Genomic DNA, 26,812 nt, shown 5'->3' on the forward strand with positions numbered 1-26,812 from the left:
TAATCGCCCCCGAAAAACACGGGGTGGGAAAACACCGAATGAATTATTTAAGGGAATACGAACATGTTTACTTCCAGATTAACGATGTTGCACTTATTATGTGAATCTACCCGTTATTAAAATTATAAAGAGTTATAAATATGAATAATATTGGTTTTATTGGATTGGGGCGGTTGGGAAAGGCAATCTGCTCTAAACTGTTAGAAGAAAATGTTGAATTATATATACACAATAGAAGTTCTAATAAAGCTACTGAACTTATACAGCATGGAGCTATATGGTGTGAAAATATTTCAGAGCTGGCTAGAAATTGCCGTGTGATTTTTATCTGTACAGCAGGAGAAACAGCCATTGAAAAATATCTTATGAATGAAGTAACCGGGCTGATAGCTTTTCTAGAAAAAGGTAGTATTATTATTAATTTAAGTGCAATTTCACCTACTAAAAAATAGTGCTTCTTTTGAGCCGTTTTCTCCCGATCTTGTTGCAGGTATTCGAAAAATTATAGTGGGCAAGCACTCAGGTAAAGCATCAATTAAATATGCCCTTGAGAAACTGGATATTAGTTATAAAGAACATGAATTAGCTCCTTTACTTGCGATGGTACGGGAAGTAGCAATAATTAAATCTTCAGGTCTATCCTTTCAGGATGTTGCGGATCTCCATTCTATACTACGTAAAATATGAGCCATGAAATATCATCTATTTGTTTTCAATCAAGGTGCAATTTCCGCATTATTGAATAGCCACAAGAAGTCTCTGGACAATATACCATTTCTTAATCTTACTCTTAAAGGCGCAATATTTTTCAATGATTTCAATAGCATCAAGGCTTTTGCAAGTTCCATTAGTCTGCCAGTGCAAGATATTTTGTCTTTGCTAGATAATTATCCTTATGATCTGGAATCTGGAGTAAAAATTAGTCGCGAAGGAACTCAATTTGAGAGAATAAAAACAAGTGAGGCTGGTGATCTTTATCATTACCGTCATGTAATGAAAACGCTTGCTGACCCTGAGTTAATGGTGCTTAAAACTACCCCACTTTGCAATGATTTGTATAAGATGAAATTGAATACTGGTCATAAGGTCAAAGAAGTTGTTTATGTTCTTCAAGGAGAAGTTGGTGTTTTATGGCTGAATAAGCAGAGAGAACGCCGTAGGGATAGCCTTAAGCAAGGGGATTCCATTTACATTGACTCTTGGGTTCCTCATGCTTTCTACTCAATAGTTAAGGATTCTCATATACTTGCCATTGATTATTTTTAATTTATCGGGCTGGTTTATCCAGCTCGTATGAATTATCTCCAGTATTATGGACATCCTTTATCGTTATAGTTAATCTCAGTTTTGTTTAAGGATAGCTATTTCAAAATTACACAAATTTAAGCTCGGCTTTTTCGGCTGAAAAGTGTAGGCCATTAATCCTGATACGACTTCCAGCAGAAAACCGAGAACACTACGATGTCTTGAGTGTTCTATCTGAGAAATATTTTTCAACTGATCCACAACAGTCTCTATCACAAAATGCTTTCTTAACATCAGTTTATCCCATAGTGATAAAGCGTTGGCTTTCATATTCTTGCGTACATTCGTCACCAATGTCATTCCTTCCGCTGTCAGCTCTTCACACAGTGCTTGTGAAAGATAACTTTTCTCCATATACATACCCACTCAACCCTTTCACTAACTGTTTGACCGGTTGGCAATTATCTGTATTAACCGGGGTCAACTTGATCGCTAAAAGCTCCCCACAATCATTGATAAGCAGGTGAAGTTTAAAGCCATAAAACCAGCCTGTACTGCTTTTTCCTCGACGTGAGAAATGCACACAGGGGGATGAGTGCTCTTTTTTTCAGTGTGAACATTCGGGTATAACTGACTAATTTGGGGAATTCTTTATAGAAATAAAGTGTCACATACTCAAAATAAAAGGATTTAAAATCACGATAATGGCTCATGTGGAATAAAATGAGGATCGTCATCACATCACTGAGAGAAAGGGTAAGCGTCGCGGCGATGTTTGAGCAAGCCATTTTCAATTAACTGTTGATGCCAGAGAGGAATAAATTTTTGGCAAAAATCATCGACGCCGCAGTAAAGTTCTTCTAAATTAGACATGTTTGAGGATCTCCACGATTCTGTTTTATTTGACAAAAACTTTGATCGTGCCTCAGGCACTGAATTCCCTTCTTAAGCAAACCTCAGGTTATAATTATAAGGCAGTAGATAATCCGTTATTCCGACATACTTGCCGCTTCCCGTATCAGATGCCAAATCATTGTGCCTGTCTCCGCACCTCGAACATCAAAAACAATAGCGCCCTAAGCAAAGAAATATTGATTCTTAGGCTGTCTGTCTGTTCGCCAGAATCCACTGACCAAAGCCGGATGGTCTCCCCTCAAGGGGATGATATGCAAAAGATACCTCTTCCAACGCTAATAACTCTTCAATCGTTTGGCGACGACGAATTAATTGGGGGCTACCATTAACAAACAGCACCTCAGAGATCAGCGGACGGCTATTGTAATTAGAGGACATTGATGCCCCATAAGCACCAGTGTCATGAAAAACTAAATAGTCGCCAACTTGAACAGGCGGCAACGCTCTTGGCGCAATCCCCCCACCTTCAACCTGTGTAAAGATATCACCGGATTCACATAACGGCCCCGCAACTAATGTTTCCCGCAATGGCAATTGCTCAATCTTACGTCCATCAGCAGGCAAGACTGAGATATGGTGATAACTGCCATACATTACTGGACGCATTAAGTCATTAAACCCCGCATCCACCAGAACATAATTACGGCCCCCCATCTGCTTAACCGCCCTAACTTCCGTCATCAGAATGCCCGATTCCGCTACCAAAAAACGCCCCGGTTCGATTTCTAGCTCAACTTTATGACCTAAATGCTGTTCAATCCTTTTACGGGCATCATCCCACAACCCAAAATAATGAGCGACATTGATTTGCTCATCTCCCTGCCGATAAGGAGTCGATAAACCACCACCAGCTGAAATTGCCTGAATATCTTCACCGCAGAGAATAACCTGTTCAACCATCGCATTACACACACTCGCAAGGTGTTGATAATCAACACCAGAGCCAATATGCATATGCAAACCAAGCAATTTCAATCCATAGTGCCGTATTTTCTCAATTGCTCGTGGAAGATCCTGATACCAAATACCATGTTTACTGTTTTCCCCGCCCGTATTCGTCTTCTGGCTATGACCATGGCCGAATCCAGGATTGATCCGCAACCACACCGGGTGCCCTTTTTTATATTGACCAATCTGTTCCAACATATCGATAGAACCCGCATTAACCGGAATATCCAATTCAGTTACTCTTTGCAGCGTCGACACATCGATTAAATCAGCAGTGAAAACGATGTCTGCTATTTCTTGTCCTGGACAAAACCCTGCCCGTAAAGCACGCTCAATTTCTCCTAATGAAACGGCATCAACTTTCACACCATATTCACGCATCAGGCGCAAAATGTGAGTATTAGAACAAGCTTTCTGAGCAAACCTGACTACATCGAACTGACATAACAATTTGATTTTTTGAATAATTGCTTCACTATCGTAAACCCATAGTGGAGTACCATATGCTTCTGGCAGACGGCCCAAACTCTCCGGTATCAGATTAGGACAATTATTGCGGGTAAAAGTGCTCATCAGGGTTTCTCTCACAAAGTCGGCAGATAACCCATTATTGGCAGTAAAAAACAGGAATAAAAATATCCATTTCGTTATAGTCTATTCATCTGTGATATAGAATTATCATTTGAAGGAACAATTTATGTCTTCTTGTTCATGGCGCCATATTGAAATCTTCCATGCGGTAATGACGACAAAAAACCTGACAGAAGCGGCTATTTTATTACAAACATCACAACCAACCGTCAGTCGTGAATTAGCACGATTCGAGCACCTAATAAAATTCAAACTATTTGATCGAGTAAAAGGTCGCCTTCATCCAACAGCACAAGGATTGCGCCTTTTTGAAGAAGTTCAGCGCTCCTATTATGGACTCGAAAGAATAATGAATGCAGCTAACAATATACGTAAATTCCAACATGCTCAGCTTTCCATCGCCTGCCTGCCGGTATTTTCTCAATCACTGTTACCAAAAGTTTGCCACCACTTCACCCGTCAATACCCTGATACTAATTTAACCATCATTCCACAGGAATCACCGCTACTGGAAGAGTGGCTTTCAGCTCAACGCCATGATCTGGGTTTGACAGAACATTTGCAGACACCACCAGGTACACAGAGAGAAACACTGATCACACTGAATGAAATTTGCGTATTGCCCGCCGCTCATCCTCTCAGTCATAAGCCGTTATTAACTCCCGAAGATTTCAGCGAACAAAACTTTATCAGCCTTTCGATAACGGATAGCTACCGGCAGCTCATTGATGGAATATTCGCAGAACACCATATTCGCCGCCGCATGATTATGGAAACTCACAGTGCTGCATCAGTATGTGCAATGGTGCGCGAAGGCATTGGTGTTTCTATCGTCAACCCACTGACTGTACTCGATTATCTGGACAGCCACGGCAAATCTGAAATATGCGCTCGCCCATTCAGTATCAGCATTCCTTTTACTGTCAGCCTGATAAAGCCCATTCACCGCCCTTCTTCTGCCCCAGTCGATACTTTTATCGAACACCTAAAAACACAAATTGCCTTGTTTCCCCAAAAACTAAAATCAGCTTTCCAGCATTAGTGCTTGCCAGTACGGAGAAGAAGCAAACCATTGAACCAGAAAATCCAGTAATGCCCTCAGCGTTGCTGGCATATTTTGACGGCTGGCATAAATACCATAAATTCCCATAGCCTGAGGCCGATATTCTGGCAACAACTGAGTCAATTTTCCTGACGCCAAATGCGAAGCAACAGAATAATAGGGTTGCATGGCGATTCCCACACCTTGCAATGTTGCTTCCATTAACACCATCGATTCATTAGCACTCAAAGTACCGCTAACAGGAACAGAATATTTTTCCCCTTGACGTTCAAATAACCAAAGACTTTTGCCAAAGAAATTATAAGTCATACAGTTATGCAAGGCTAAATCAGCAGGCTTTTGCGGGAGAATTTTCCCCATCAAATAGGAAGGAGCAGCACAAACCACAGAATGACATGTCGATAACGGTCTGGCGATCAAATTCGGTTCCAGATTATTCGTGATGCGTAATGCTAAATCTATCCGCTCCTCGACCAAATTTATTGCCTTATTGCTCATTTGCATATCAATAGCTATCTGAGGATAAATCCGCATAAACTCAGGAATCGCCACAGACAATGCGTTCACCGCCAGAGATTGAGAACTGCTTATCCGCAAAAGACCACTCAACTCCTGTGCTGCTACTGGGTGATCAACAGGTATCTCTTGCGCCAATTGCAATAATTTACGACTGCGCTGATAAGCGATCTCTCCTGCCGATGTCAGGCTGATCTTTCTCGTTGTACGATGTAACAGACGTACTCCCGCCCATTTTTCCATTTCAGCCAGATATCGGGATACCATTGCTCGCGACATATCTAACCGTTCTGATGCAGCAATCATGCTGCCTTGTTCTACAATTATAGTGAACACTTGCGCAGCAGTAACTCTATCCATCAATTAGCTCGATTTATGCAACAAATAATTGCCAATTATGCGGTTTTTTCATCGAAAAACGCAACTTATTATGAACCTCGTTACACACAACATCAGGAATTCAATTATGACTCGCAAAACAACACTAAATATTGCGCTGGCAGGTATCCTTTCCTTGGGTACCATTTCTCTGGCACAAGCCGTTAACCTAAAACTGGATGTTTTCAATCCAGGTGAAAGAAGCGTATTTCCCGTCTCTTCTGAACTCATCATCGGTGATAGAGAAGTTGTACTGATCGATGCTCAGTTCCAAAAAAATGACGCTGAAGCACTGGCCAGAAGAATTAAGTATACCGGCAAAAAACTGACAACCATCTATATCAGTCAGTCTGATCCTGATTTCTATTTTGGCCTTGATGTACTGACCAAAGCGTTCCCTAACGCAAAAGTCATTGCATCACCAGAAACCATTAAAGAAATCAAAAAGACCAAAGATGGCAAACTGGCCTATTGGGGAGGTGTTCTGAAAGAACAGGCACCCAAAAAAGTCATCGTGCCGCAACCGTTGGAAGGTAACACTTTTACAGTTGACGGTGAGAAGTTAATCGTCGAAGGTCTTGATGGCCCTGCGGCTGACCGTACTTTTGTTTGGATACCAAAGTTAAAAGCGGTAGTAGGCGGTGTCACTGTTTCAAGCAACATCCATGTCTGGATGGCAGATACACAGACTAAAGAGTCTCGTAAAAACTGGATGCAGACATTAGATCGCATAAAAGAGCTAAAACCGACAATTGTGGTTCCGGGACATTTCATTGGCAACACACCAATGACATTGGAATCAGTCAAGTTTACGCAAAGATATCTGACTACTTTTGAAAAAGAGCTAGCAAAAGCGAAAGACTCAAAAGCGCTAATCGCCGCAATGGAAAAGCATTATCCAAAACTTGGAGACAAATCCAGCCTCGAACTAAGCGCCAAGGTGCTGAAAGGCGAAATGAAGTGGCCCCAATAAGTGAATTAACCCTTTTGCAGGAATAAGTAATATGCCCAGAATGACTCTGCACTATATCTATGATCCACTATGTGGCTGGTGTTATGGCGTTTCTTCTCTAATACAAGCAGCAAAAGAGGTCGCAAATGTAAAAATTGAATTGCATGGCGGCGGAATGCTGATAGGAGATAACAGACGCCAAATAGACAGCACATGGCGTGATTATGTCCTTAGTCAGGATAAACGGATCGCAAGCCTTACTGGGCAAACTTTCAGTGAGCAATATGTCGCACTGTTAAACGATAAATCACTGATTATGGATTCATTACCACCAATATCAGCCATCCTTGCAGCAGAAAAGTTGGCTGATAAAGGTATCGAAATGTTACTGGCAGTACAAAAAGCGCATTATGTTCGTGGATTAAAAATCAGCGAAACTGAAACGTTATTGAATTTGGCAAATGAATTGCAACTTGATTCAGAGCTGTTCCAGCAACAGCTGACACTGAATAATGAATCAGAAAGTCTCCAACACATTAGGAAAAGCCGTGAACTATTGGCAATCGTTAGCGGCTCAGGCTTCCCTACGTTTATTTTAGAAAATAACAGAAATGAGCTATCTATTATTTCTCTTGATAAATACTTGGGACAACCTAAACGTTGGCAAGATGCGCTGATTCACCATCAGTTTTAATCCCACAGTTTTAACTACTGGCGCCCATACATTTTCAGCTATCGGGCGCCATTCACGATACCCCATTGATTCCCAATAAGTGCATATAGATCATTATGACCGCAGAAATGGCTATATATGGACCAAAAGCAACAGACTCTGGGTAATTTTCTCGTATTCTCCACATCCAAAAGTACCCAATAAGACCAAACAGTGAGGATAAGAGCATTAATAAAGGAATTGCACCAATCCCCAACCAGGCACTAACCGCTGCCATTAACTTAAAATCACCATATCCTAACCCTTCTTTATGACAAATTACTCTAAATAACCAATAGAGAGACCACAAAATCAAATAACCAGCAATCGCACCTGTTACAGCTTGTTCAATAGGCACAAAAGTTTGATTCAAATTCAATAATAACCCTAACCATAAAAGTGGATAATTTATTACGTCTGGCAATAACTTAATTTTTATATCAATAAAAGACAATATAATTAACACCCAAACAAATATCAAAACAACATACAAATGAAAATTCAATGGAAAATAAATCATAAAAAAAGCTGTTATAAACAGCGTCATTAATTCAACCTGAAAATAACCAAAATCTATTTTTTTACATCCATAAATAATTTTAATAAATACACATATCACTTTACTCAAGGTTATTCCGGACACTATTCCAACAAGAATAGCTAAAACAACAATTTTAATATTAAAATCCACTTAATAAAACACCTCCAACTTAATTATACAATGAATGTTTTCACCAAGCAGTAAAAAATAATCACTATATTTTGGCATAAAAATATAATAATAAACACCACTACTTTAAAACAACAAAATAAATATAAAACAGTCAAATAAGATATAAATATGCGAGCAGACTCGCAACATTTATTCAGAGATAACAATCTGCATCGAGATAGCTTGATAATTGGATTAAGCCTCCCTTATCATACCCTCCATTATTTATTGCTTTATGTATAGCTATACCCCGCAGGAAGGAAAGAAAAACATGCGTATACCCCGCGTATATCACCCGGAATTACTCTCATCGAATACTGAAATTTATCTGAGTGATGAGGCGGCTAACCATGTTGGGCGGGTACTCAGAATGAGTCATGGCCAACAGTTACAACTGTTTGATGGCAGCAACCAGATCTTCAACGCTCAGATTACCGAAGCTAGCAAAAAATCTGTCAAAGTACATATCAGCAATAGCGAACTTGCCGATAATGAATCACCACTTAATCTCCATCTGGGGCAAGTCATATCCCGCGGTGAGAAAATGGAATTCACCATTCAAAAATCTGTAGAATTAGGGGTAAATGTTATTACGCCTTTAATTTCTGAACGCTGTGGTGTAAAGCTGGATGGAGAACGGCTGGCTAAAAAACTTCAGCAGTGGCAGAAAATTGCTATTGCTGCCTGTGAGCAATGTTGTCGCAACCGTGTACCTGAAATTCGCCCAGTGATGCAACTTGAGCACTGGTGTGCAGAAAATGATGGCAGTTTAAAATTAAATCTACATCCACGAGCCAGCCAAAGCATCAATACCCTGCCTTTACCTGTAGAAAAAGTGCGTTTACTGATCGGCCCGGAAGGTGGATTATCGATAGATGAAATTGCTATGACAGCTAATTACCAATTTACTGATATCCTATTAGGACCACGGGTACTGAGAACAGAAACGACAGCGCTCACCGCAATTACTGCATTACAAGTGCGTTTCGGCGATTTGGGTTAAGGAGAAAGAATGATCAAACTCGGCATAGTGATGGACCCCATTTCATCCATCAACATCAAGAAAGACACCAGTTTTGCCATGCTATTAGAAGTACAACGTCGCGGCTGGGAACTCCATTATATGGAGATGAGTGATCTCTATCTGCACCAAGGGGAAGCCCGCGCACGTACCCGCTTATTGCAGGTAGAAAACCATCCACAACAATGGTATCAATTCGATAGAGAACAAGATCTGGCACTGGAAACATTGGATGTCATCCTGATGCGCAAAGATCCACCATTTGATACCGAATACATTTACGCCACTTATATTTTGGAACGCGCGGAAGAGAAAGGCACTCTCATTGTCAATAAACCACAAAGCCTACGCGATTGTAACGAAAAACTCTTCACAGCCTGGTTCCCTGATTTAACACCAGATACATTAGTGACTCGCAATGCCGCTCACTTACGTGAATTCCACCAGAAACATGGTGATGTCATCTTTAAACCACTAGATGGTATGGGCGGTGCATCGATATTCCGCCTGAAAAAAGATGACCCAAACGTTGGTGTTATTATTGAAACCCTAACGGAACATGGCAATCGCTTCTGCATGGCGCAGAATTTCTTACCGGCCATAAAAGAAGGTGATAAACGGGTATTAATTGTCAATGGCGAACCCGTTCCTTATTGCCTGGCTCGTATCCCTGCCCAAGGTGAAACCCGTGGTAATCTTGCTGCGGGTGGCCGTGGTGAAGCTCGCCCGCTTTCAGAAAGTGACTGGGCTATCGCCAGAGCTGTTGCTCCAACTTTGCAAGAAAAAGGGTTAATCTTTGTTGGTTTGGACATCATTGGTGACAAACTGACTGAAATTAATGTCACCAGTCCAACCTGTGCACGCGAGATAGAAGCCGCTTTCCCTGATATTTCAATCATTGGCATGTTAATGAATGCAATTGAAGAACGATTAGAGAAATAAAAAATTCTTTTTACGAATTTGCCTGTCAAGGTTTGTCATTTATACTTTTAGCCCACATACTGTTGGGCTAAATAATCCTTACATAGCCAGGTTAATTACTAGAAAAAAAATGAATCTACAGCACCATTTTCTTATCGCCATGCCTTCATTATCTGATCCCTATTTCAAACGCTCAGTTGTTTACATATGTGAACACAATGAAAATGGGGCAATGGGATTGGTGATAAATAAACCTATTGAGCAAATCTCCGTTCGGAAAGTTTTACAAAAGCTGAAAATATCACCAGAAGATCGGGATGAAAGTATCAATCTAAACAAGCCTGTTATGACTGGTGGCCCACTTGCTGAAGATCATGGTTTTATATTGCACACACCAAAACCAGGTTTCAATTCAAGTATCAAAATTTCCGATGACACAATGATCACCACCTCCAAAGATGTCCTTGAAACCTTGGGTACACCACGCCAACCAAAACAGATATTGGTCACGTTGGGGTATGCCAGTTGGGAAAAGGGTCAACTTGAAAAAGAGATAATGGAGAATAGCTGGTTAACAACAAACGCTGATCCACACATTATTTTCAACTCACCCATTGCGGACCGCTGGCGTGAAGCCGCATCTTTACTCGGAATCAATATCTATAATATTGCCCCACAGGCGGGACATGCATAGATGAATAACCGTACAATAATGGCCTTCGATTTTGGCACCCGCAGCATCGGCGCAGCCATTGGACAAGAAATCACGGGCACCGCCAGAGCATTAACCTCATTTAAAGCCACAGATGGTATCCCCAATTGGGGGCAAATCGAAAAATTACTTAAAGAGTGGCAACCAGATCTGGTTATCGTTGGTCTTCCCCTCAATATGGATGGCACTAAGCAATTAGTTACAATGCAAGCACGTAAATTTGCAAACCGGCTGCATGGCCGGTTTGGTGTACAAGTTCAACTCCAAGATGAACGCCTGACAACGGTTGAAGCCCGTGCTCATCTGTTCGACCAAGGTGGTTATAAAGCCTTAAATAAAAGCAAAGTAGATGCTACTTCCGCTGTTATTATTCTGGAAAGCTGGTTTGAACAGCGCTATTAATAGCAATTAACTAACAGTAACAGCGATCAATTAACAGCAACCGTATAACCGTCATTCGCGGTTAATTGATAGCGTTCTTTTTGATCTTCCTCTCCGTTTGCTCTGCCAGTAATCCCTGTAATTTACGCTGCTGCCAGCCTTGCTCATAGGTTTGCATCCCGCTGGCAGCGCCCGTCTGCATAAGCGTCGTTATTTGATGATTTTTTCCTTCTCGTATCAGATGGCTCACTGCCTGATTAACTACCAATACTTCATATACAGCAACTCGTCCCCCACCTTGGGCAGAGACTAATTGTTGTGCTATCACAGCTTTCAGGCTGCCTGCTAGCTGGCTACGTACCCACCCTTTTTCTTCAGCGGAGAAAATATCCACCAGCCGGTCAATTGCCTGTACAGCACCTCTGGTATGCAAAGTCGACAATACCAAATGCCCAGTCTCTGCCGCGGTTAACGCCAAGCGTATTGTCTCCTTATCCCGCAACTCACCCAACAGCAATACATCAGGATCTTGCCGGAGAGCCCCTTTTAACGCTTCCTGATAACTAGGAGAATTCAATCCAATTTGCCGCTGTTGTATCAGACAATTGCGACTATAGTGGATAAATTCCACGGGATCTTCCAATGTAATAATGTGCTGACAACAGTGGCTATTCAGCATATCCACAATGGCTGTTAACGTTGTCGACTTCCCACTGCCTGTAGCACCGGTTACCAGGATCAATCCACTCTCTTCCCGCAAAACCATTTCACGGATAATTTCAGGCGCTTTTAGCTGTTCTAGAGTTGAACACTGAGAGTGAATTAAACGCAAAACGGCTGACAACCCGGAGTGCTGACGAAAGATATTGCCTCTCAATCGTTGGCCATTTTCTGTTTCCAACGCAAAATCCACATGTCCACTCGTTAATAGCTGTTGTCGCTGATTTTCTGATAAAAACTGCCTACTCCACTCTTCCAGCAATAGATTATTTACAGATGGCAGTTGAGTTTGCGGACAAAGCACTCCATTTATACGTAATACAGGAACTTGCCCAATACAAAGATGCAGATCTGAAGCATTATGCTTTACACTAAGGGCCACTAGCTTATCCATATTCATTTTTTAATCTCCTGAGTCACCATGAACAATATTGAACAAAATTTACAAGATGTCAGGACCCACATAGCCATTGCCGCACAGAAATGCGAACGCGTTCCAGAAGAAATTACCTTGCTTGCAGTCAGTAAAACCAAACCTGTGGAAGATATCGAAAAAGCAATCGCTGCCGGGCAACGCCAGTTTGGTGAAAATTATGTGCAGGAAGGTGTAGAAAAAATTGCTTATTTTGCAAATTGTAATGATTTGATATGGCACTTTATCGGTCCGTTACAGTCTAATAAAAGCCGTTTGGTGGCAGAAAATTTTAACTGGTGCCATACCATTGACCGCTTAAAAATAGCACAACGCCTGAACGAACAACGCCCGGAGGGAATGGAACCGCTGAATATTCTTATTCAAATAAATATCAGTGATGAACGGAGCAAATCAGGTATTCAACTTGATGAACTATCAACGCTGGCAGCCGAAGTGAACAAACTGCCGAATGTAAGGCTCCGTGGTTTAATGGCAATCCCGGCACCAGAACCTGACTATGAACGTCAATTGGTGGTTTTCAGGAAAATGGAACAAGCCTTCCTTAACCTGAAAACGAAATATCCTCAAATAGATACTCTCTCAATGGGGATGACTGATGATATGGCTGCCGCTATTAATTGTGGTTCCACATTAGTACGAATTGGAACAGCCATTTTCGGTGCACGTCAATATCACAATTAACCATTTCAACGCTACGAGGTATTTAATGGAAAAACGTAAAATTACCTTTATTGGTGCAGGTAATATGGCTCACGCCATCATAGCCGGATTAGTAAAAGGAGGATATCCTGCTGAGTTGATTAATGTCTGCGCACCAAGTGATACTCACCGTGATGCACTAGCAAAAGAGTATGGTATTAACAGTGATAGTGACAATATTCGCTACACACAAGAAGCCGACGTTGTTGTTTTGGCAGTAAAACCGCAAGTGATGGCAGATGTTTGTCAGCCTCTGAAAGAAAACGTAGATTTCAGTAACAAACTGGTTCTGTCTATCGCCTCAGGTATTTCCGTTGCACGTTTTGGTGCTTTATTACAAGGCAAACTCAGTATTGTTCGTATCATGCCAAACACGCCGGCATTAATTGGTCAAGGGGTGAGCGGATTATTCGCATCGGAGCAAGTCAGCCAGTCTGACCGTGATTTCACTCAAGCATTAATGAACAGTGTGGGTAAAACCTACTGGGTAAAAGATGAAAATGGCATCAATGACGTTATCGCCGTAGCAGGCAGTGCACCCGCTTATTTCTTCCTATTTATGGAATCAATGCAACAGGAAGCAGAACGTTTAGGTTTTGATAGCCAAACAGCCCGTGAAATTGTTTTGCAAACGGCAATAGGTTCTGCGGCACTGGCCGCATCAAATGTAGATCTCCCTTTTGCAACCCTGCGTGAACAGGTAACATCTAAAGGCGGTACTACTGCGGAAGCATTACGTATTTTTTATGAAGGCAAATTGCCGGAAACCGTATCCAACGCTATGCAGGCGGCTATTCGCCGGGCACAGGAAATGGAAAAACAATTTTAATTTTATCAAGGCTGCTAAATGCAATTTTTAACCTTTATTCTGTTCACAGTTCTGGATTTATACATCGCTGTTTTATTACTTCGTGTATGGATGCAATGGGCTCGTTGTGATTTTTATAATCCATTTGCTCAATTTATTGTGAAAATGACCCAACCGATCGTTCGGCCATTACGCCGAGTTATACCGTCTATTGGTTCTCTCGATACTGCCTCCATTGTTGTCGCTTACGTTCTGGTATTGTTTAAATTGATCATGCAACTTTGGTTCAGTACCGGTGCGGTTGCTTTCCTCACACTTTTCATCCCTATCGGGTTAATTGAATTGCTGACAGCAGCAGGTAAACTGGTATTCTGGTTGGTACTGGCACGTGCTCTACTCAGCTGGATAAGCCAAGGGCGCAATCCGATTGACTATGTTCTGATGCAACTAACAGAGCCATTGATGGCACCTATCCGCCGCATTATGCCAACAATGGGCGGCCTTGATTTTTCAGCAATGATCGTCATTTTGATCCTCTACGCACTGAATTATCTCCGTGCTGATGTTCTTTCATGGCTAATACAGTAAATAAGAATTAAATTGGATTCAAAATAATGCAAAAAGTTGTTCTGGCAACCGGTAACCCCGGAAAAGTTCGTGAACTGGCACAATTACTGGCTGATTTTGGTCTGGATATTGTTGCTCAAACTGAGTTAGGCGTAAATTCAGCCGAAGAGACCGGGCTGACATTTATTGAAAATGCCATTCTTAAAGCCCGCCACGCCGCACAAGTTACCGGCCTGCCCGCAATTGCTGATGATTCTGGTCTATCCGTAGACATCCTTGGCGGCGCTCCGGGTATCTATTCAGCCCGCTATGCAGGTGAAAATGCCACTGACCAGCAAAATTTGGAAAAATTGCTGGATACGATGAAAGATATTCCTGACGATCAACGTCAAGCTCAGTTTAACTGTGTGCTGGTCTATATACTCCATGCAGAAGATCCAACGCCTCTGGTATTTCATGGTCGCTGGCCGGGAGTTATCGCACGTCAACCTGCCGGTAATGGTGGGTTTGGTTATGATCCCATCTTCTACATACCAAAATTAGGCTGTACTGCCGCTGAATTAACGGGTGAACAAAAAAATGCCGTTTCGCATCGTGGTCAGGCACTAAAGATGATGTTGGATACACTACGTAATGCTTAAACTTCCACCACTGAGTCTTTACATCCATATTCCATGGTGTGTACAAAAGTGTCCTTACTGTGATTTCAACTCTCATGCATTGAAAGGTGATGTTCCGCATCAGGAATATGTTGACCATTTATTAGCAGATCTGAAAACGGATCTGCCAATGGTCAACGGACGGGAAATTACCACTATCTTTATTGGTGGTGGAACCCCCAGCCTGCTTAGCTCACAGGCAATGCAACAATTGCTGGATGGCGTTCGTGCTCTCCTACCGGTATCGCCACAAGCTGAAATTACGATGGAAGCCAATCCGGGTACTGTGGAAGCTGACCGTTTCAGCGGTTACCAGCAAGCGGGTATTAACCGAATATCCATTGGCGTGCAGAGTTTCAGCCCGGATAAACTAGTACGTCTTGGCCGTATTCACGGGCCGGATGAAGCCAAACGGGCAGCACGTTTAGCCGCCAGTCTGGAGCTACGCAGTTTTAATCTAGATTTGATGCATGGTTTGCCGAACCAAAGTCTTGATGAAGCGCTGAATGATTTACGTCAGGCAATTGCATTATCACCACCGCATCTTTCATGGTATCAGTTGACTATTGAGCCTAATACCAGCTTTAGTTCTCGTCCTCCCGTTCTGCCCGACGATGACGCTTTATGGGATATCTTTTCACAAGGTCACCAATTGCTGACAGCGGCAGGTTATCAGCAATATGAAACTTCTGCTTATGCCAAGCCAGGCTATCAATGCCAGCACAATCTCAACTACTGGCGTTTTGGGGATTACCTTGGTATTGGCTGTGGCGCTCATGGAAAAATCACATTTGAAGATGGCCGTATTCTGCGCACAGTGAAAACCAAACATCCCCGTGGATATATGCAAGGACGCTATCTGGATAAACAGAATCAAGTAGAAAATGAAGATCGGCCATTTGAATTTTTTATGAACCGATTCCGTTTATTGGAAATGATGCCCAAACAAGATTTCAGTGATTTCACTGGGTTACCTGAGGCTTCAATCCGTTTTCAAATTGAGCAAGCCTTAGCAGCAGGTTATCTCTCTGAAACAGCAACACACTGGCAAATTACACAGAAAGGTAAACTATTCCTAAATTCATTATTGGAACTATTTCTTTAACACAAAAATCGCCTTCGAAAAATTCAACTCCACAAAGATTATCTTTGCATAAAATTGATACCTCCATTGGTTTCGTTTCTATTCATAATACATTTCCCCCGCTGAACTTCAGAGGGGGCTCCATTAGACGGTAGTGACTGATTGTCCAGTGTCGGGTTCCTTTCTGAGGAATGATTACACCCCCAAATTTAAATAATATCTAAGTTACAAATTATCCACAGCATTAATATTGAAATAATAATCCACAATTTAATTTTCAATGATAAAACTCAATATATAGAAAAATAAATCAACAAATATAATATAAAAACAATAATATAAAAATTTATTAATCCACCTACTCTAAAAATATATTTATCCATGTGGATAATAGTTAATATCGACCATCAATAAGAGTATTAATTAAAATCAAATAAAACCACTCTCTACACAAAATTAATTTTTAACATATGTGAATTACGACACAATAATATCATTTAAATTATCTCAAATACGACTATATTTAATTTGTGCTTGGTTGTATTTCTATTGATAGCACGAGCCATTAAAAAATCATTTTTAATTTCACTTTGATTGGGGTAAAAAATGAATATTGAAAATAAAGAAATGTTATATACCTTGTCCAAAGAAGACCTCGCCACAGAACTAACTCCGTATTATCAAGATTTTTATGATCAACTTTCCGATCATCAAAAAGAAAATATTAGCTTTGATATGGTTGTAAATGATGCTTACAAGAGATTGCATTTTAATAATTCAGCTCCAACTAACACTGATGGAAGATTAAAATTAATAGAGTACGCAGGTGTATCTCCATGCACTCTTGCAATTGGCTCAGTTGTCGCAGGTGCTTTTAAACTTGCATTTAAATTCATGGGCATACATGAATCCGAAAGAGAATCAGCCACACAGATATTATTGAAAAAATTAGGTCATGATGCTATACATGAGTTATTGACTATAGTTCATGACCTTAAGAATTCGGATTCTATTACTGATAAATCACAGAATACCTGGTCATTAATTTCTTCAGTTAAGGATGATATAGGCATTTCTGGAATAACTAATTGCTTAAAGGAGTCAATGCATTGGTACGACTGGGTTATTACCGGAATAACTGCAATAGCACAATTAACTATATGGTTTGCTACAGGTGGAGCTGCATTTATTGCAGAAATAGCACTGGCTGGTCCTGCTATAGCCAGATTGGTACTTGACTCTGTAGACGCAGTTAATACTTGTTCATAAAGCGTTTATCTGTAATCTCATTTAATTATCAAGGAACTTATTATTTATTATAAGTTCCTTTCAATATAAATATCATTCTCCATATTATAAACTCGAATAAATCAGACATTCAAATATAAAATAAATAATAATTTCACCTTGTAAATTCAATATGTAAATCACTATTAATATTTTAAAATAATTATTTTTTCACAGAAAGAAAATTATTATCTGGAAAAATATTTAGATCAATTTAGGTTATTTAAAAATGACCAATATAAATAATTTCTCAGCTTACTTACATATGATATAAATATATTTATTAATAACGAAATTAGTTTTCATACTTATATCATGACACATTAATATTATATTTTATGAATAAAAAAAGCATTATTCCGAATAGAAAAATTTTCTATATTTTTAGTTATTAACGCTGGAAATACGCATAATAAGCTAATTATTCATATACCCGTTATCTTTCAAGTTGCCTCTTTGTTGGCTGCACTCACTCACCCCGGTCACATAGTTATCTATGCTCCCAGGGATTCGCTCCCTTGCCGTCGCGATCCACCTTGAAATCCATAAGGTATAGCTCAGACCAAACCTGACAGTTACTAGCATAAAAAACCGATAACTGTCAGACCAAACCTAAAACAATCCATTGTGGAACTTCAATCACTGTTCAAATTCAAAATGGCGCATGACCTGATTAAAGGGCATCAGCCACCGCATTAACTTGTGCTGACAGACTCTCCAAACCACCGCCAGACAAATACCACAGATCAGACTTCAGATAAGTAATTTTGCCATTCTTGTACGCTGAAGTGGATTTCACTTTATCATCTTCAAACTTCGCTTTATCTAGCTTACCAGCACCAATTGCTTCACTGCGGTCAATAATTAAAATCACATCTGGATTGGCTTGAGCAATCATATCAGAAGTCACTACAACGAATTTGTTTTTATCTTCACCAGCAGGAATAGATAATTCTGCTTTCTGCGCCTTAACCACGTCATACACTACGCTCTGGCTGTTCAGCACTAATTTACCTGCGTTATGAAGTAATACTAAAACTTTTGCACCAGAAGATTTAGCTTTATCCTGAGCTTTAGCAATGGTTTTTTCCAGCTCAACAATCTGCTCTTTTACTTCACTCTGTTTACTAAACAACTCACCTAATAACGTTATGTTACTTTCAACTGAAACCAGATAATTTTTGCTATCAATTCCCAAATTAATTGTCGGTGCTATTTTTGACAGCTTTTCATAGAAAGGAGTTTGACGCCCGCTAATAACGATTAAATCAGGTTTAAGTTGCGCCAGTTTTTCCAGATTTGGCTCTTTCATACCCCCCGCATTTTCTACCCCTTTAGGTAAGCTATTACGGAGATATTCAGGCGTATTACCAGTAGGTAATGCAACAACCCTATCTGATAAACCTAATTTAACTAGTGAATCATAAATACCGAAATCAAATAAAACAACTTTCTGAGGATTCTTTTTGACCTCAGTTTCACCGGAAAGGTGCTTAACTATAACCTTATTATCAGCCTGAGCTGTAACAGCATTTGGTGTAACTACAGCAGATTTCTGACTAAATGCGGAATGGCTTGCAACAGCAAATAACGATACCAGAACGACAGGGATTATCTTTTTCATATATCGCACTCCAAGAAAGGATATTTAGTAAACATTTGCATTCTAGGTAGCGAAAAAAATATGTCAATCTAAATAAGAATCAATTTCAAATTGATTCTTATTTGTAATTATTAGCAATTATTTAATAGAATTCAGTAATTCAATTCTTTGTTGTTCAAGGCCACTGACCTTACCACAAACCTCTTTGCCAAAATGCTGGAAATCTTCTTCCTGAACTCGCCATTCAGCTTTCAAATTATTCTGCAATCCACCCAAGCTACCAAGCAGCGATTGTAATGCCTGATTATTATCACCATTCAGGCTAAATTGTTTATTGCCGATCTCATTTATACTGTCCTGTAACACCCCACCAAGACTTTGCTCGATTAAGCTACGGCTATCTTTTTCAACCTGCTTAATCGCTTGATGGTGGAATGCCATACCATCAGAGCGAGTTTCAATAATTCGATTTATTTGCTGATTAAGCCCTGACTCAAGATCAGACAACCGATTACGCACATTGCTATCCTTACCGATAGTCTCTACTACGACTTTATCTAAGGATTTACGGGCCGTTATCAGGTGTCTTCCGGTTTCTTGTTTAATCCAAGGCAAATCCTGCCGCAAAGCCTGCTGATAACGTTGCGCTTTCTGACGCTGTTCTGTATTTAAACTTAAGTTCTTACCATCACGAATTACTGAACCATCAGGTGAAATCTGGAGATTGCCACTTGCCCCCACAACTTGAACTGATTGAGAAGTAATAATAATGTCATTCTGTGGATTTACCTGGCATTCATAGCCTGCCTGAGTCTGAGCAACAAATAGCAAAGATGCAGCGATGATAATTTTGCGTAACATGTTTTCTCCTAAGAAAATCACCTGAGAGTTAAAAAACGGATCGCCCAACACGATCGGCTAACAATTCTAGAGCAGCACAACCGGCCAAAGAGTTCCCCGATCGATCCAATTCCGGTGACCAAACAGTAACTGTAAACTCTCCCGGCACGACACACACGATCCCACCACCAACACCCGATTTTCCTGGCATACCAATCCTAAATGCAAATTCACCAGAACCATCATACATACCACAGGTCATCATCAGTGCATTAATCTGCCGGGCCTGACGAGGACTAAGGATTTGCTGCTCAGAACCTATCGTACTCCCCTGATTCGCCAAATAAATGAAACATTTAGCAAGCTCAATACAGTTCATTTTCAAAGCGCAATAATGAAAATAAGTTTGCAGTACCGCGAGCACATCGTTATCGAAATTACCGAAGGATTTCATCAGATAGGCAATCGCTGCATTGCGGTAAGAATGTTCCATTTCAGAACGGGCAACTTTGCTGTCGTAACAAATATCAGGACAACCAGCAAGTTTGCGCACCACTTCCAGCATACGCTGTTTAGGTGCACTCAATCGCGACTGCAACATGTCACATACAATTAATGCACCCGCGTTAATAAAAGGGTTACGAGGTTTGCCTTTTTCCAGTTCCAACTGAACTAATGAGTTAAATGGCTGACCAGAAGGTTCCTGCCCGACTCGCTGCCAGATCTCTTGTTCCTGATAACGTGTCATAGCTAAAGTCAGACTTAATATTTTAGAAATAGATTGAATCGAAAAACGCTTCTCAGCATCTCCTGCATGAAATATCTGCCCATCGATGGTACAGATAGCTATTGCCAAGTTATCAGCAGGAACTTCCGCCAGTGCAGGAATATAATTTGCCACTTTCCCTTGACCAATCAGGGGACGAACTTGTCGCAAAATATCCGACAATAACGTATTAGAGAACGTTGTACTCACTGACTTTACTCCAGACAGGGGCGCTAATTAATCACCAGGGCCCCTGTTGTGATTCACGCAAGCTATTTTATAGCGATATACCCGTTATCTTTCAAGTTGCCTCTTTGTTGGCTGCGCTCGCTCACTCCGGTCACATAGTTCGCTATGTTCCCGGGGATTCGCTCCCTAGCCATCGTGATGCATCTTGAAATCCATAGGGTATAGATTAATCAATCCCACCAAACATCAAACAATTCAGAGGTCATAACATCTTCCATACCGCGATCTTTCAGCCATTTTTCAACCAATTGGCGGTGTTCTTCTGTACACATACCAATTTTTTGCAAACAGATTAAGCCTTCCCAATTCAGATAACCGCTGGCATCCAATGCTAAGCCATTGGATTCAATCAACTCATCAATAAATGCATCAACAGTGCTATCGATAACATCTACAGGTGTATTAGATGGGAAATTCCACTTAACAGAAAAACCCAACTCTTTAAATTCATCAATATGCATCTTTTTACGCAAACGACGACTGCGGTTTTTAGCCATTACTTAATCCTCTTAAACATTATGTCCCATACGCCATGCCCCAACCGCTGACCGCGCAATTCAAATTTCGTTATCGGGCGTGAAGATGGACGCGGCACATAATCACCATTTTCAGACAAATTAAGGTAATTATTTACGCCATTCATCACTTCCAACATATGTTCAGCATATGGCTGCCAGTCAGTCGCCATATGGAATACGCCCCCCGCTTTCAACTTGCTTTTTATCAGTTCCACAAATGGTGGCTGTACAATCCTGCGTTTATTATGACGTGCTTTATGCCACGGATCCGGAAAGAAAAGCTGTACCATTTCCAAACTATTATCCGGGATCATGTTTTCCAGCACCTCAATCGCATCATGGCACATCACCCGCAAGTTACCGATATTTTCATCTTCAGCGGAAGCCAGACAAGCACCGACTCCAGGTGCATGAACTTCAATTCCAAGAAAGTTTTTCTCGGGATTCTGGCTTGCCATAGTGACAAGTGATGCTCCCATGCCAAAGCCAATTTCCAGCACAATGGGGGCTTCACGCCCAAAAAGTGCCTTCATATCTAGCTTTTCCGCCTGATATTCAACACCCATTTTTGGCCAGAGATCATCAAGTGCTTGTTGCTGACGATTAGTTAACCGGCCTTGACGACGAACAAAACTCCTAACACGGCGCAACGCCCTGCCATTTTCATCAAATTCCGGCGAAATTACGTTATTTATCATGGTATTTCTGTCAGTTTTAAAGACATTTATTCAGGCACTTATGGCTGCTTTACCGGCAAACCACCTAAAGAGAGCGCATTATCCAAAGATGGGCGATTTTAGCAAGTCCAATAGTGACAAGTACAATTTTAATCCCAGATTGCGCAGTGCTGCAAAAACAAAGTTCCGGTTTACAGTGAAGTAACACTATGTTGCAATCCTGTTCACGAAACACTGATATTCCCTAAAGATAATTATCCCAATGATGGAAGCAAAGCAATTCTCCAAAGTGGTACTGGATTGGTACCATAGTTACGGTCGTAAAACCCTGCCCTGGCAACTGGAAAAGACCTCTTACCACGTCTGGCTTTCAGAAGTGATGTTGCAACAAACCCAGGTTGCGACGGTCATTCCCTATTTTCAGCGCTTTATTTCACGTTTTCCCGATGTGACTTTACTTGCCGCAGCCCCCCTTGATGAAGTCCTTCATTTATGGACCGGTCTTGGTTACTACGCCCGCGCTCGTAATTTACATAAAGCAGCACAACAGATTGTGGAGCGGCACCAAGGGAAATTCCCGACAACTTTTGAAGATGTAGTTGCCCTACCCGGTGTTGGTCGTTCAACAGCAGGCGCAATCCTTTCACTTTCTCAAGGTAAACATTTCCCAATTCTTGATGGCAACGTTAAACGGGTATTGGCCCGCTGTTATGCCGTGGAAGGTTGGCCAGGTAAAAAAGAGGTCGAAAGCAGCCTCTGGCAAATCAGCACCAATGTAACCCCGGTACAAGAGGTGGAATATTTTAATCAGGCTATGATGGACTTAGGCGCAATGGTTTGCACTCGCAGCAAACCGAAATGTGAAATCTGCCCATTAAATCAAGGATGTATCGCTTACGCTAACCATAGCTGGACAAAATATCCCGGTAAAAAACCTAAACAGAGCATTCCTGAGAAAACAGCTTATTTCTTGCTGATGCAGAATAATGATTCTGTCTGGCTAGAACAACGCCCACCAACAGGGATCTGGGGGGGCTTGTTTGCGTTTCCTCAGTTTGAGAGCATGGATTTGCTAAACGGCTGGCTAGAACAATCAGGTATTTCTCACGGTAAACATGAACAACTCACCGCATTCCGCCACACATTTAGCCATTTTCATCTAGATATTGTGCCGATAAAAATAAATATCTTATCCTTTACGACCTGCATGGATGAAAATACAGGACTTTGGTATAACTTACAGCAACCCGCAACTGTTGGGCTGGCAGCACCAGTTGAATATCTATTACAACAACTGAGCTGAATCCCATACCCACTATTTTGAGGATTTATTATGAGCAGAACTGTTTTTTGTACTTTCTTACAACGTGAAGCCGAAGGACTGGATTTTCAGCTTTATCCCGGCGAATTGGGCAAACGCATTTTCAATGAAATTTCCAAAGAAGCGTGGGGACAATGGATGAGCAAACAAACCATGTTGATCAATGAGAAAAAACTCAACACTATGAACCCGGAAGATCGCAAATTACTTGAACAGGAAATGACCAAATTCCTGTTCGAAGGTCATGATATTCAAATTGATGGATATACCCCACCAGAAAAATAATATTTAGCTTTCATCAGAGCCACTGGCTCTGATGTTGTATTCAACACCAGATGGCAATGTAAGATGAAAAAACTGTTAGCGTTGTTTGTTATTGCCCCAATTCTTATTTCCTGTACCAGCAACAAAAATAGTGAATACCGTGAAGAATATATAAAAGATACCAATGGTTTTGATATTTTGATGGGCCAGTTTGCTCATAACATTGAGAACATTTGGGGGTTGCATGAAGTATTAATTGCAGGCCCAAAAGATTACGTTAAATATACCGATCAATACCGGACCCGCAGCCATATCAATTTTGAAGCTGGAACGATCACGATTGAGACAATTTCTCCAATTGACCCTACAACCTATTTACACAAGGCCATTATCACGACCTTATTAATGGGTGATGATCCAGGTTCCGTTGATCTTTATTCTGATACTAACGATATTCAGATCAGTAAAGAACCTTTCCTTTACGGACAAGTTATGGACAATAATGGCCAACCGATTCGTTGGGAATGGCGAGCAACACACTTTGCAGATTATCTGATTGCCAACAAATTACAAAAACGCCAATCCGGTTTACATGTCATTTGGTCTGTCACTATACAACTGGTACCAAACCATTTGGACAAACGTGCTCATAAATATCTGCCACTGATTCGTCAAGCTTCCATTAAATATGGCATAGATGAATCCCTAATTTTGGCAATTATGCAAATAGAATCCAGCTTCAACCCCTATGCAGTCAGCCGTTCTGATGCACTTGGATTGATGCAAGTTGTACAACATACTGCTGGCCGTGATGTCTTTAAAATGAAAGGTAAATCAGGGCAACCAAGCCGTAGTTATCTATTTGATCCAGGAAATAACATCGATGCCGGCACTGCATATTTATCGATATTACAAAACAGTTATCTGGTTGACATCACTAACGCGACATCTCGCCGCTACGCAGTAATAACGGCTTACAACGGTGGTGCCGGTAGTGTATTAAGAGTATTTTCTAGCGATAAGAAAAAAGCGGCTCAAATTATTAATAACATGGCGCCGGGTGACGTTTATGAAACCCTGACAACCAAACATCCATCGGCAGAATCACGTCGCTACCTGATGAAAGTCAATACTGCCCAGAAAAACTACCATCATTAACACATTAAAATATTAAAAAAATAACGGAGAGCAAATTTTCTACTCTCCATTATTATTTTGCTTATATTTCTAGCCAATCGAATAATTTCAAAGCATAAGTCACTATTTTCAAAGAAATCTATTGACGGGTTCTACCGAATACGGTTTAATGCGCCCCGTTGCCCGGATAGCTCAGTCGGTAGAGCAGAGGATTGAAAATCCTCGTGTCGGTGGTTCGATTCCGCCTCCGGGCACCAATTCAAAACGCGTTGATTGAGAGATGAGAAAACTGTTGTGGTCAACGAAAATTGGTCACCGCCTGAGAGTTTTTCCAAAATAAATTTTCTGATTCATTCGGTGTCAACCCATTGTTATACCAATGGGGACGAAGTTGGCTGTAATAGCCCGTTATATAACTGATGATGGAGCGCGTGGCTTCCTCCGCATTTCGATGCCCTGTCAATGGGAGCCATTCACTCTTCAGACTCCTGAAGAAACTCTCCATTGGCGCATTATCCCAACAGTTACCCCGACGGCTCAGGCTTTGCTTGATCGGGTAATGACTCAATAATTTCCTGAACGCTTTACTGGTATAATGACTGCCCTGATCACTATGAAACAGAACACCCTGTGGTTTTCCTCTTGATTCATAAGCCATTTTGAGCGCCTTTTTGGTTAACGCTGAATCCGGTGAGCAAGACATTGCCCAGCCGACAGGTTTCCGGGCAAACAGATCAATCACCACCGTCAGATAAACCCAGCCTTCCCCTGTCCACACAAATGTCACGTCGCCACACCAGACCTGATTGGGTTCGGTGACCGCAAATTGACGTCCAAGGTGATTAGGAATATCAATGTGTTCTGGTGTTCCCCGCGGGTACTTATGCCGTGATGTCACCTATTTTTTATTGAGGTAAGAATATCACCTCTGTAATGGTGACCAAAATTAGTGTGCCACATCAGTAATATATCTATTATCCTCTTTGGTTTTAAGCCTAAAAATCAAATAAAGGAAAAAGGAAAAAGGAAAAACGAGGAAATCCGAGTATCAATTTAATGAAAATAGGAAAATTTAAATACAAGGCAGGAAATGGAAAAACGATTATATTTACAAAAATAGTTCAATGAAAACCATTCATTAAATGAATTTTTAATTAAAAAATAAGAAAACTCTCACAATGATAATCGCTTTATTCGAGATCCCCATTTTAACAGTATTCATTTTATCTTTTTACCTGCATTTCCCTTTAACAGCCTATTCACATCCATATTTAATTCATTTATCGGCAATGCTATCCTCCTCTTATTTTTACCTAACCTGCCATGACCATTTAGAAGCACAAAAACAGAGGTATTAAAGATTTTATATAAAAGACGGATTTAACTATAAGTGCAGTTTTTTAAAAAGACGTTAATCAAATTTAATCGAAATCCATTAACCATTAACAGAAAATTGAAAAGAAATCTGCGAAAAAATAATATTATCCGAAAAAAATAAAGGGGCATCTTTATACCGTCAAGCTATTTACTGGTTGATTTATGAAGATAAAAGAAAGGGGGTAACTTATGAAAACTGTTCAAAATTGCCAGTAAAACAGCATTAACAAAGATAAAAAGCAAGTATAATTAACGTTGATTAAACGTGAAACACAATATACCCGTTATCTTTCAAGTTGCCTCTTTGTTGGCTGCACTCGCTCACCCCAGTCACATAGTTACCTATGCTCCCGGGGATTCACTCCCTTGCCGTCGCGATGCATCTTGAAATCCATAGGGTATATACCATGATGATTAAAATTAATATAAAACAGGTGTTAAGAGTAGTAAAAACAACGATTAAAACCTTATTATACCAATTAAAAGTAGAGGTTAAAAAATGGCTTTTAATAACAATTTAAAAGCTGCTCATCATAAAAATATTAGTGAAAAAGGATGAATGATAATATAGAATAGGTTAATCAGATAATATATTTAAAAATTAACTGGTTTAAATAATGTTATTAAACCCATTAAACCCATTAAACCCATTAAACCCATTAAACCCATTAAACCCATTAAACCCATTAAACCCATTAAACCCATTAAACCCATTAAACCCATTAAACCCATT

At 40.6% G+C, this 26,812-nt stretch carries 28 protein-coding genes, 1 tRNA gene and 3 pseudogenes; 20 read left to right on the forward strand and 12 right to left on the reverse strand.

Annotation, left to right across the window (positions count from 1 at the left end; all coding sequences use genetic code 11):
• Positions 1-140 precede the first annotated feature (140 nt).
• From ACGF5R_RS19800 to ACGF5R_RS19810, 3 genes are read left to right on the forward strand one after another with little or no spacing between them, the layout of a single operon-like run.
• Positions 141-452 carry an NAD(P)-binding domain-containing protein gene (locus ACGF5R_RS19800; protein ID WP_387692340.1) on the forward strand — a complete coding sequence of 104 codons (312 nt, stop codon included), beginning with the start codon at positions 141-143 and terminating at the stop codon, positions 450-452.
• Positions 427-687 carry a hypothetical protein gene (locus ACGF5R_RS19805; protein ID WP_387692342.1) on the forward strand — a complete coding sequence of 87 codons (261 nt, stop codon included), beginning with the start codon at positions 427-429 and terminating at the stop codon, positions 685-687. Before ACGF5R_RS19800 ends, ACGF5R_RS19805 begins: the two co-directional genes overlap by 26 nt.
• A 3-nt stretch (positions 688-690) precedes the next feature.
• On the forward strand, positions 691-1,266 hold the full coding sequence (locus tag ACGF5R_RS19810; protein WP_387692344.1) for a cupin domain-containing protein: 576 nt from the start codon (positions 691-693) through the stop codon (positions 1,264-1,266).
• A gap of 75 nt (positions 1,267-1,341) precedes the next feature.
• Here ACGF5R_RS19810 and ACGF5R_RS19815 read toward each other — a convergent pair.
• The 3 genes and pseudogenes from ACGF5R_RS19815 to lysA form a co-directional block, all read right to left on the reverse strand.
• A pseudogene (locus ACGF5R_RS19815) lies at positions 1,342-2,118 on the reverse strand (IS982 family transposase).
• 116 nt (positions 2,119-2,234) lie between these two features.
• Positions 2,235-2,435, reverse strand: a pseudogene (locus tag ACGF5R_RS19820) (hypothetical protein); the annotation flags it as partial.
• Positions 2,344-3,681, reverse strand: a complete 1,338-nt coding sequence (gene lysA / locus ACGF5R_RS19825) for a diaminopimelate decarboxylase (RefSeq protein WP_387692346.1) — start codon at positions 3,679-3,681, stop codon at positions 2,344-2,346. The pseudogene ACGF5R_RS19820 and the gene lysA, both read right to left, overlap by 92 nt.
• Positions 3,682-3,805: 124 nt before the next feature.
• On the opposite strand from lysA, the gene ACGF5R_RS19830 reads away from it, so the two are divergent.
• Positions 3,806-4,741 (forward strand): LysR family transcriptional regulator, encoded by a 936-nt coding sequence (locus tag ACGF5R_RS19830; protein WP_262980331.1) that lies wholly within the window; start codon positions 3,806-3,808, stop codon positions 4,739-4,741.
• Here ACGF5R_RS19830 and ACGF5R_RS19835 read toward each other — a convergent pair.
• On the reverse strand, positions 4,724-5,638 hold the full coding sequence (locus ACGF5R_RS19835; RefSeq protein ID WP_387692348.1) for a LysR family transcriptional regulator: 915 nt from the start codon (positions 5,636-5,638) through the stop codon (positions 4,724-4,726). The genes ACGF5R_RS19830 and ACGF5R_RS19835 overlap by 18 nt on opposite strands.
• A gap of 106 nt (positions 5,639-5,744) precedes the next feature.
• Between ACGF5R_RS19835 and ACGF5R_RS19840 the strand changes: the two genes are divergently transcribed.
• Together ACGF5R_RS19840 and ACGF5R_RS19845 are read left to right on the forward strand one after the other, a co-directional pair.
• Positions 5,745-6,629 (forward strand): MBL fold metallo-hydrolase, encoded by an 885-nt coding sequence (locus tag ACGF5R_RS19840; RefSeq protein ID WP_262980333.1) that lies wholly within the window; start codon positions 5,745-5,747, stop codon positions 6,627-6,629.
• Between the two features lie 31 nt (positions 6,630-6,660).
• Positions 6,661-7,302, forward strand: coding sequence for a DsbA family protein (locus ACGF5R_RS19845; RefSeq protein WP_112878741.1), 642 nt, complete (start codon positions 6,661-6,663; stop codon positions 7,300-7,302).
• Positions 7,303-7,354: 52 nt separating this feature from the next.
• On the opposite strand, the gene ACGF5R_RS19850 is transcribed toward ACGF5R_RS19845, so the two are convergent.
• Positions 7,355-8,011: an A24 family peptidase gene (locus tag ACGF5R_RS19850; RefSeq protein WP_112878742.1), complete on the reverse strand. Its 657-nt coding sequence runs from the start codon at positions 8,009-8,011 to the stop codon at positions 7,355-7,357.
• Between the two features lie 292 nt (positions 8,012-8,303).
• Here ACGF5R_RS19850 and rsmE point away from each other — a divergent pair, with 292 nt between their 5' ends.
• From rsmE to ruvX, 4 genes are all read left to right on the forward strand, one after another.
• The gene (gene rsmE, locus ACGF5R_RS19855; protein WP_011145512.1) at positions 8,304-9,035 is read left to right on the forward strand and encodes a 16S rRNA (uracil(1498)-N(3))-methyltransferase; all 732 of its coding nucleotides are present in this window, start codon (positions 8,304-8,306) and stop codon (positions 9,033-9,035) included.
• Positions 9,036-9,044: 9 nt separating this feature from the next.
• Positions 9,045-9,995 (forward strand): glutathione synthase, encoded by a 951-nt coding sequence (gshB, locus tag ACGF5R_RS19860; RefSeq protein ID WP_262980335.1) that lies wholly within the window; start codon positions 9,045-9,047, stop codon positions 9,993-9,995.
• A gap of 109 nt (positions 9,996-10,104) precedes the next feature.
• Positions 10,105-10,668 carry a YqgE/AlgH family protein gene (locus ACGF5R_RS19865; protein WP_112878744.1) on the forward strand — a complete coding sequence of 188 codons (564 nt, stop codon included), beginning with the start codon at positions 10,105-10,107 and terminating at the stop codon, positions 10,666-10,668.
• On the forward strand, positions 10,669-11,088 hold the full coding sequence (gene ruvX, locus ACGF5R_RS19870; protein ID WP_387692351.1) for a Holliday junction resolvase RuvX: 420 nt from the start codon (positions 10,669-10,671) through the stop codon (positions 11,086-11,088). It abuts the gene before it with no gap.
• Between the two features lie 61 nt (positions 11,089-11,149).
• Here the strand turns inward: ruvX and ACGF5R_RS19875 are convergent, their stop codons facing one another.
• On the reverse strand, positions 11,150-12,187 hold the full coding sequence (locus ACGF5R_RS19875; RefSeq protein WP_112878746.1) for a type IV pilus twitching motility protein PilT: 1,038 nt from the start codon (positions 12,185-12,187) through the stop codon (positions 11,150-11,152).
• Positions 12,188-12,208: 21 nt separating this feature from the next.
• Here ACGF5R_RS19875 and ACGF5R_RS19880 point away from each other — a divergent pair, with 21 nt between their 5' ends.
• The 6 genes from ACGF5R_RS19880 (at position 12,209) to ACGF5R_RS19905 (ending at position 17,309) form a co-directional block, all read left to right on the forward strand.
• Positions 12,209-12,904 (forward strand): YggS family pyridoxal phosphate-dependent enzyme, encoded by a 696-nt coding sequence (locus tag ACGF5R_RS19880; protein WP_387692353.1) that lies wholly within the window; start codon positions 12,209-12,211, stop codon positions 12,902-12,904.
• Positions 12,905-12,929: 25 nt separating this feature from the next.
• On the forward strand, positions 12,930-13,751 hold the full coding sequence (proC, locus tag ACGF5R_RS19885; RefSeq protein WP_387692355.1) for a pyrroline-5-carboxylate reductase: 822 nt from the start codon (positions 12,930-12,932) through the stop codon (positions 13,749-13,751).
• A gap of 18 nt (positions 13,752-13,769) precedes the next feature.
• Entirely contained in the window at positions 13,770-14,318 is a 549-nt protein-coding gene (locus tag ACGF5R_RS19890; RefSeq protein ID WP_112878749.1) for a YggT family protein, read from the forward strand.
• 26 nt (positions 14,319-14,344) lie between these two features.
• Positions 14,345-14,938, forward strand: coding sequence for an XTP/dITP diphosphatase (locus tag ACGF5R_RS19895; protein ID WP_112878750.1), 594 nt, complete (start codon positions 14,345-14,347; stop codon positions 14,936-14,938).
• Positions 14,931-16,061: a radical SAM family heme chaperone HemW gene (gene hemW / locus ACGF5R_RS19900; protein ID WP_387692357.1), complete on the forward strand. Its 1,131-nt coding sequence runs from the start codon at positions 14,931-14,933 to the stop codon at positions 16,059-16,061. The genes ACGF5R_RS19895 and hemW overlap by 8 nt, the downstream gene beginning before the upstream one ends.
• Before the next feature lie 585 nt (positions 16,062-16,646).
• Positions 16,647-17,309, forward strand: a complete 663-nt coding sequence (locus tag ACGF5R_RS19905) for a hypothetical protein (RefSeq protein WP_112878752.1) — start codon at positions 16,647-16,649, stop codon at positions 17,307-17,309.
• Positions 17,310-18,000: 691 nt separating this feature from the next.
• Here the strand turns inward: ACGF5R_RS19905 and ACGF5R_RS19910 are convergent.
• The 5 genes from ACGF5R_RS19910 to trmB form a co-directional block, all read right to left on the reverse strand.
• Entirely contained in the window at positions 18,001-18,951 is a 951-nt protein-coding gene (locus ACGF5R_RS19910) for a siderophore ABC transporter substrate-binding protein (RefSeq protein ID WP_262980341.1), read from the reverse strand.
• A gap of 117 nt (positions 18,952-19,068) precedes the next feature.
• The gene (locus ACGF5R_RS19915) at positions 19,069-19,791 is read right to left on the reverse strand and encodes a DUF2884 domain-containing protein (RefSeq protein ID WP_112878754.1); all 723 of its coding nucleotides are present in this window, start codon (positions 19,789-19,791) and stop codon (positions 19,069-19,071) included.
• Positions 19,792-19,819: 28 nt separating this feature from the next.
• Positions 19,820-20,746, reverse strand: coding sequence for a glutaminase B (gene glsB / locus ACGF5R_RS19920; RefSeq protein ID WP_112878755.1), 927 nt, complete (start codon positions 20,744-20,746; stop codon positions 19,820-19,822).
• Between the two features lie 209 nt (positions 20,747-20,955).
• Positions 20,956-21,282 (reverse strand): YggL family protein, encoded by a 327-nt coding sequence (locus tag ACGF5R_RS19925; protein WP_112878757.1) that lies wholly within the window; start codon positions 21,280-21,282, stop codon positions 20,956-20,958.
• Positions 21,282-22,001 carry a tRNA (guanosine(46)-N7)-methyltransferase TrmB gene (gene trmB / locus ACGF5R_RS19930; RefSeq protein WP_387692360.1) on the reverse strand — a complete coding sequence of 240 codons (720 nt, stop codon included), beginning with the start codon at positions 21,999-22,001 and terminating at the stop codon, positions 21,282-21,284. Before trmB ends, ACGF5R_RS19925 begins: the two co-directional genes overlap by 1 nt.
• 241 nt (positions 22,002-22,242) lie before the next feature.
• Here trmB and mutY point away from each other — a divergent pair, with 241 nt between their 5' ends.
• From mutY to ACGF5R_RS19950, 4 genes are all read left to right on the forward strand, one after another.
• Positions 22,243-23,283: an A/G-specific adenine glycosylase gene (gene mutY / locus ACGF5R_RS19935; RefSeq protein WP_112878760.1), complete on the forward strand. Its 1,041-nt coding sequence runs from the start codon at positions 22,243-22,245 to the stop codon at positions 23,281-23,283.
• 30 nt (positions 23,284-23,313) lie between these two features.
• Positions 23,314-23,586 (forward strand): oxidative damage protection protein, encoded by a 273-nt coding sequence (locus ACGF5R_RS19940; RefSeq protein WP_112896809.1) that lies wholly within the window; start codon positions 23,314-23,316, stop codon positions 23,584-23,586.
• Between the two features lie 63 nt (positions 23,587-23,649).
• Complete coding sequence (gene mltC, locus ACGF5R_RS19945) at positions 23,650-24,723, forward strand: membrane-bound lytic murein transglycosylase MltC (RefSeq protein WP_387692362.1); 1,074 nt, start codon at positions 23,650-23,652, stop codon at positions 24,721-24,723.
• Between the two features lie 160 nt (positions 24,724-24,883).
• Positions 24,884-24,959, forward strand: a tRNA-Phe gene (locus tag ACGF5R_RS19950).
• Positions 24,960-25,000: 41 nt separating this feature from the next.
• Here the strand turns inward: ACGF5R_RS19950 and ACGF5R_RS19955 are convergent.
• Positions 25,001-25,588: pseudogene (locus ACGF5R_RS19955) on the reverse strand (IS3 family transposase); the annotation flags it as partial.
• Positions 25,589-26,812: the final 1,224 nt, after the last annotated feature.

The sequence above is a fragment of the Photorhabdus sp. RM71S genome (assembly GCF_042879355.1).
Classification (GTDB): Bacteria; Pseudomonadota; Gammaproteobacteria; order Enterobacterales; family Enterobacteriaceae; genus Photorhabdus; species Photorhabdus kayaii.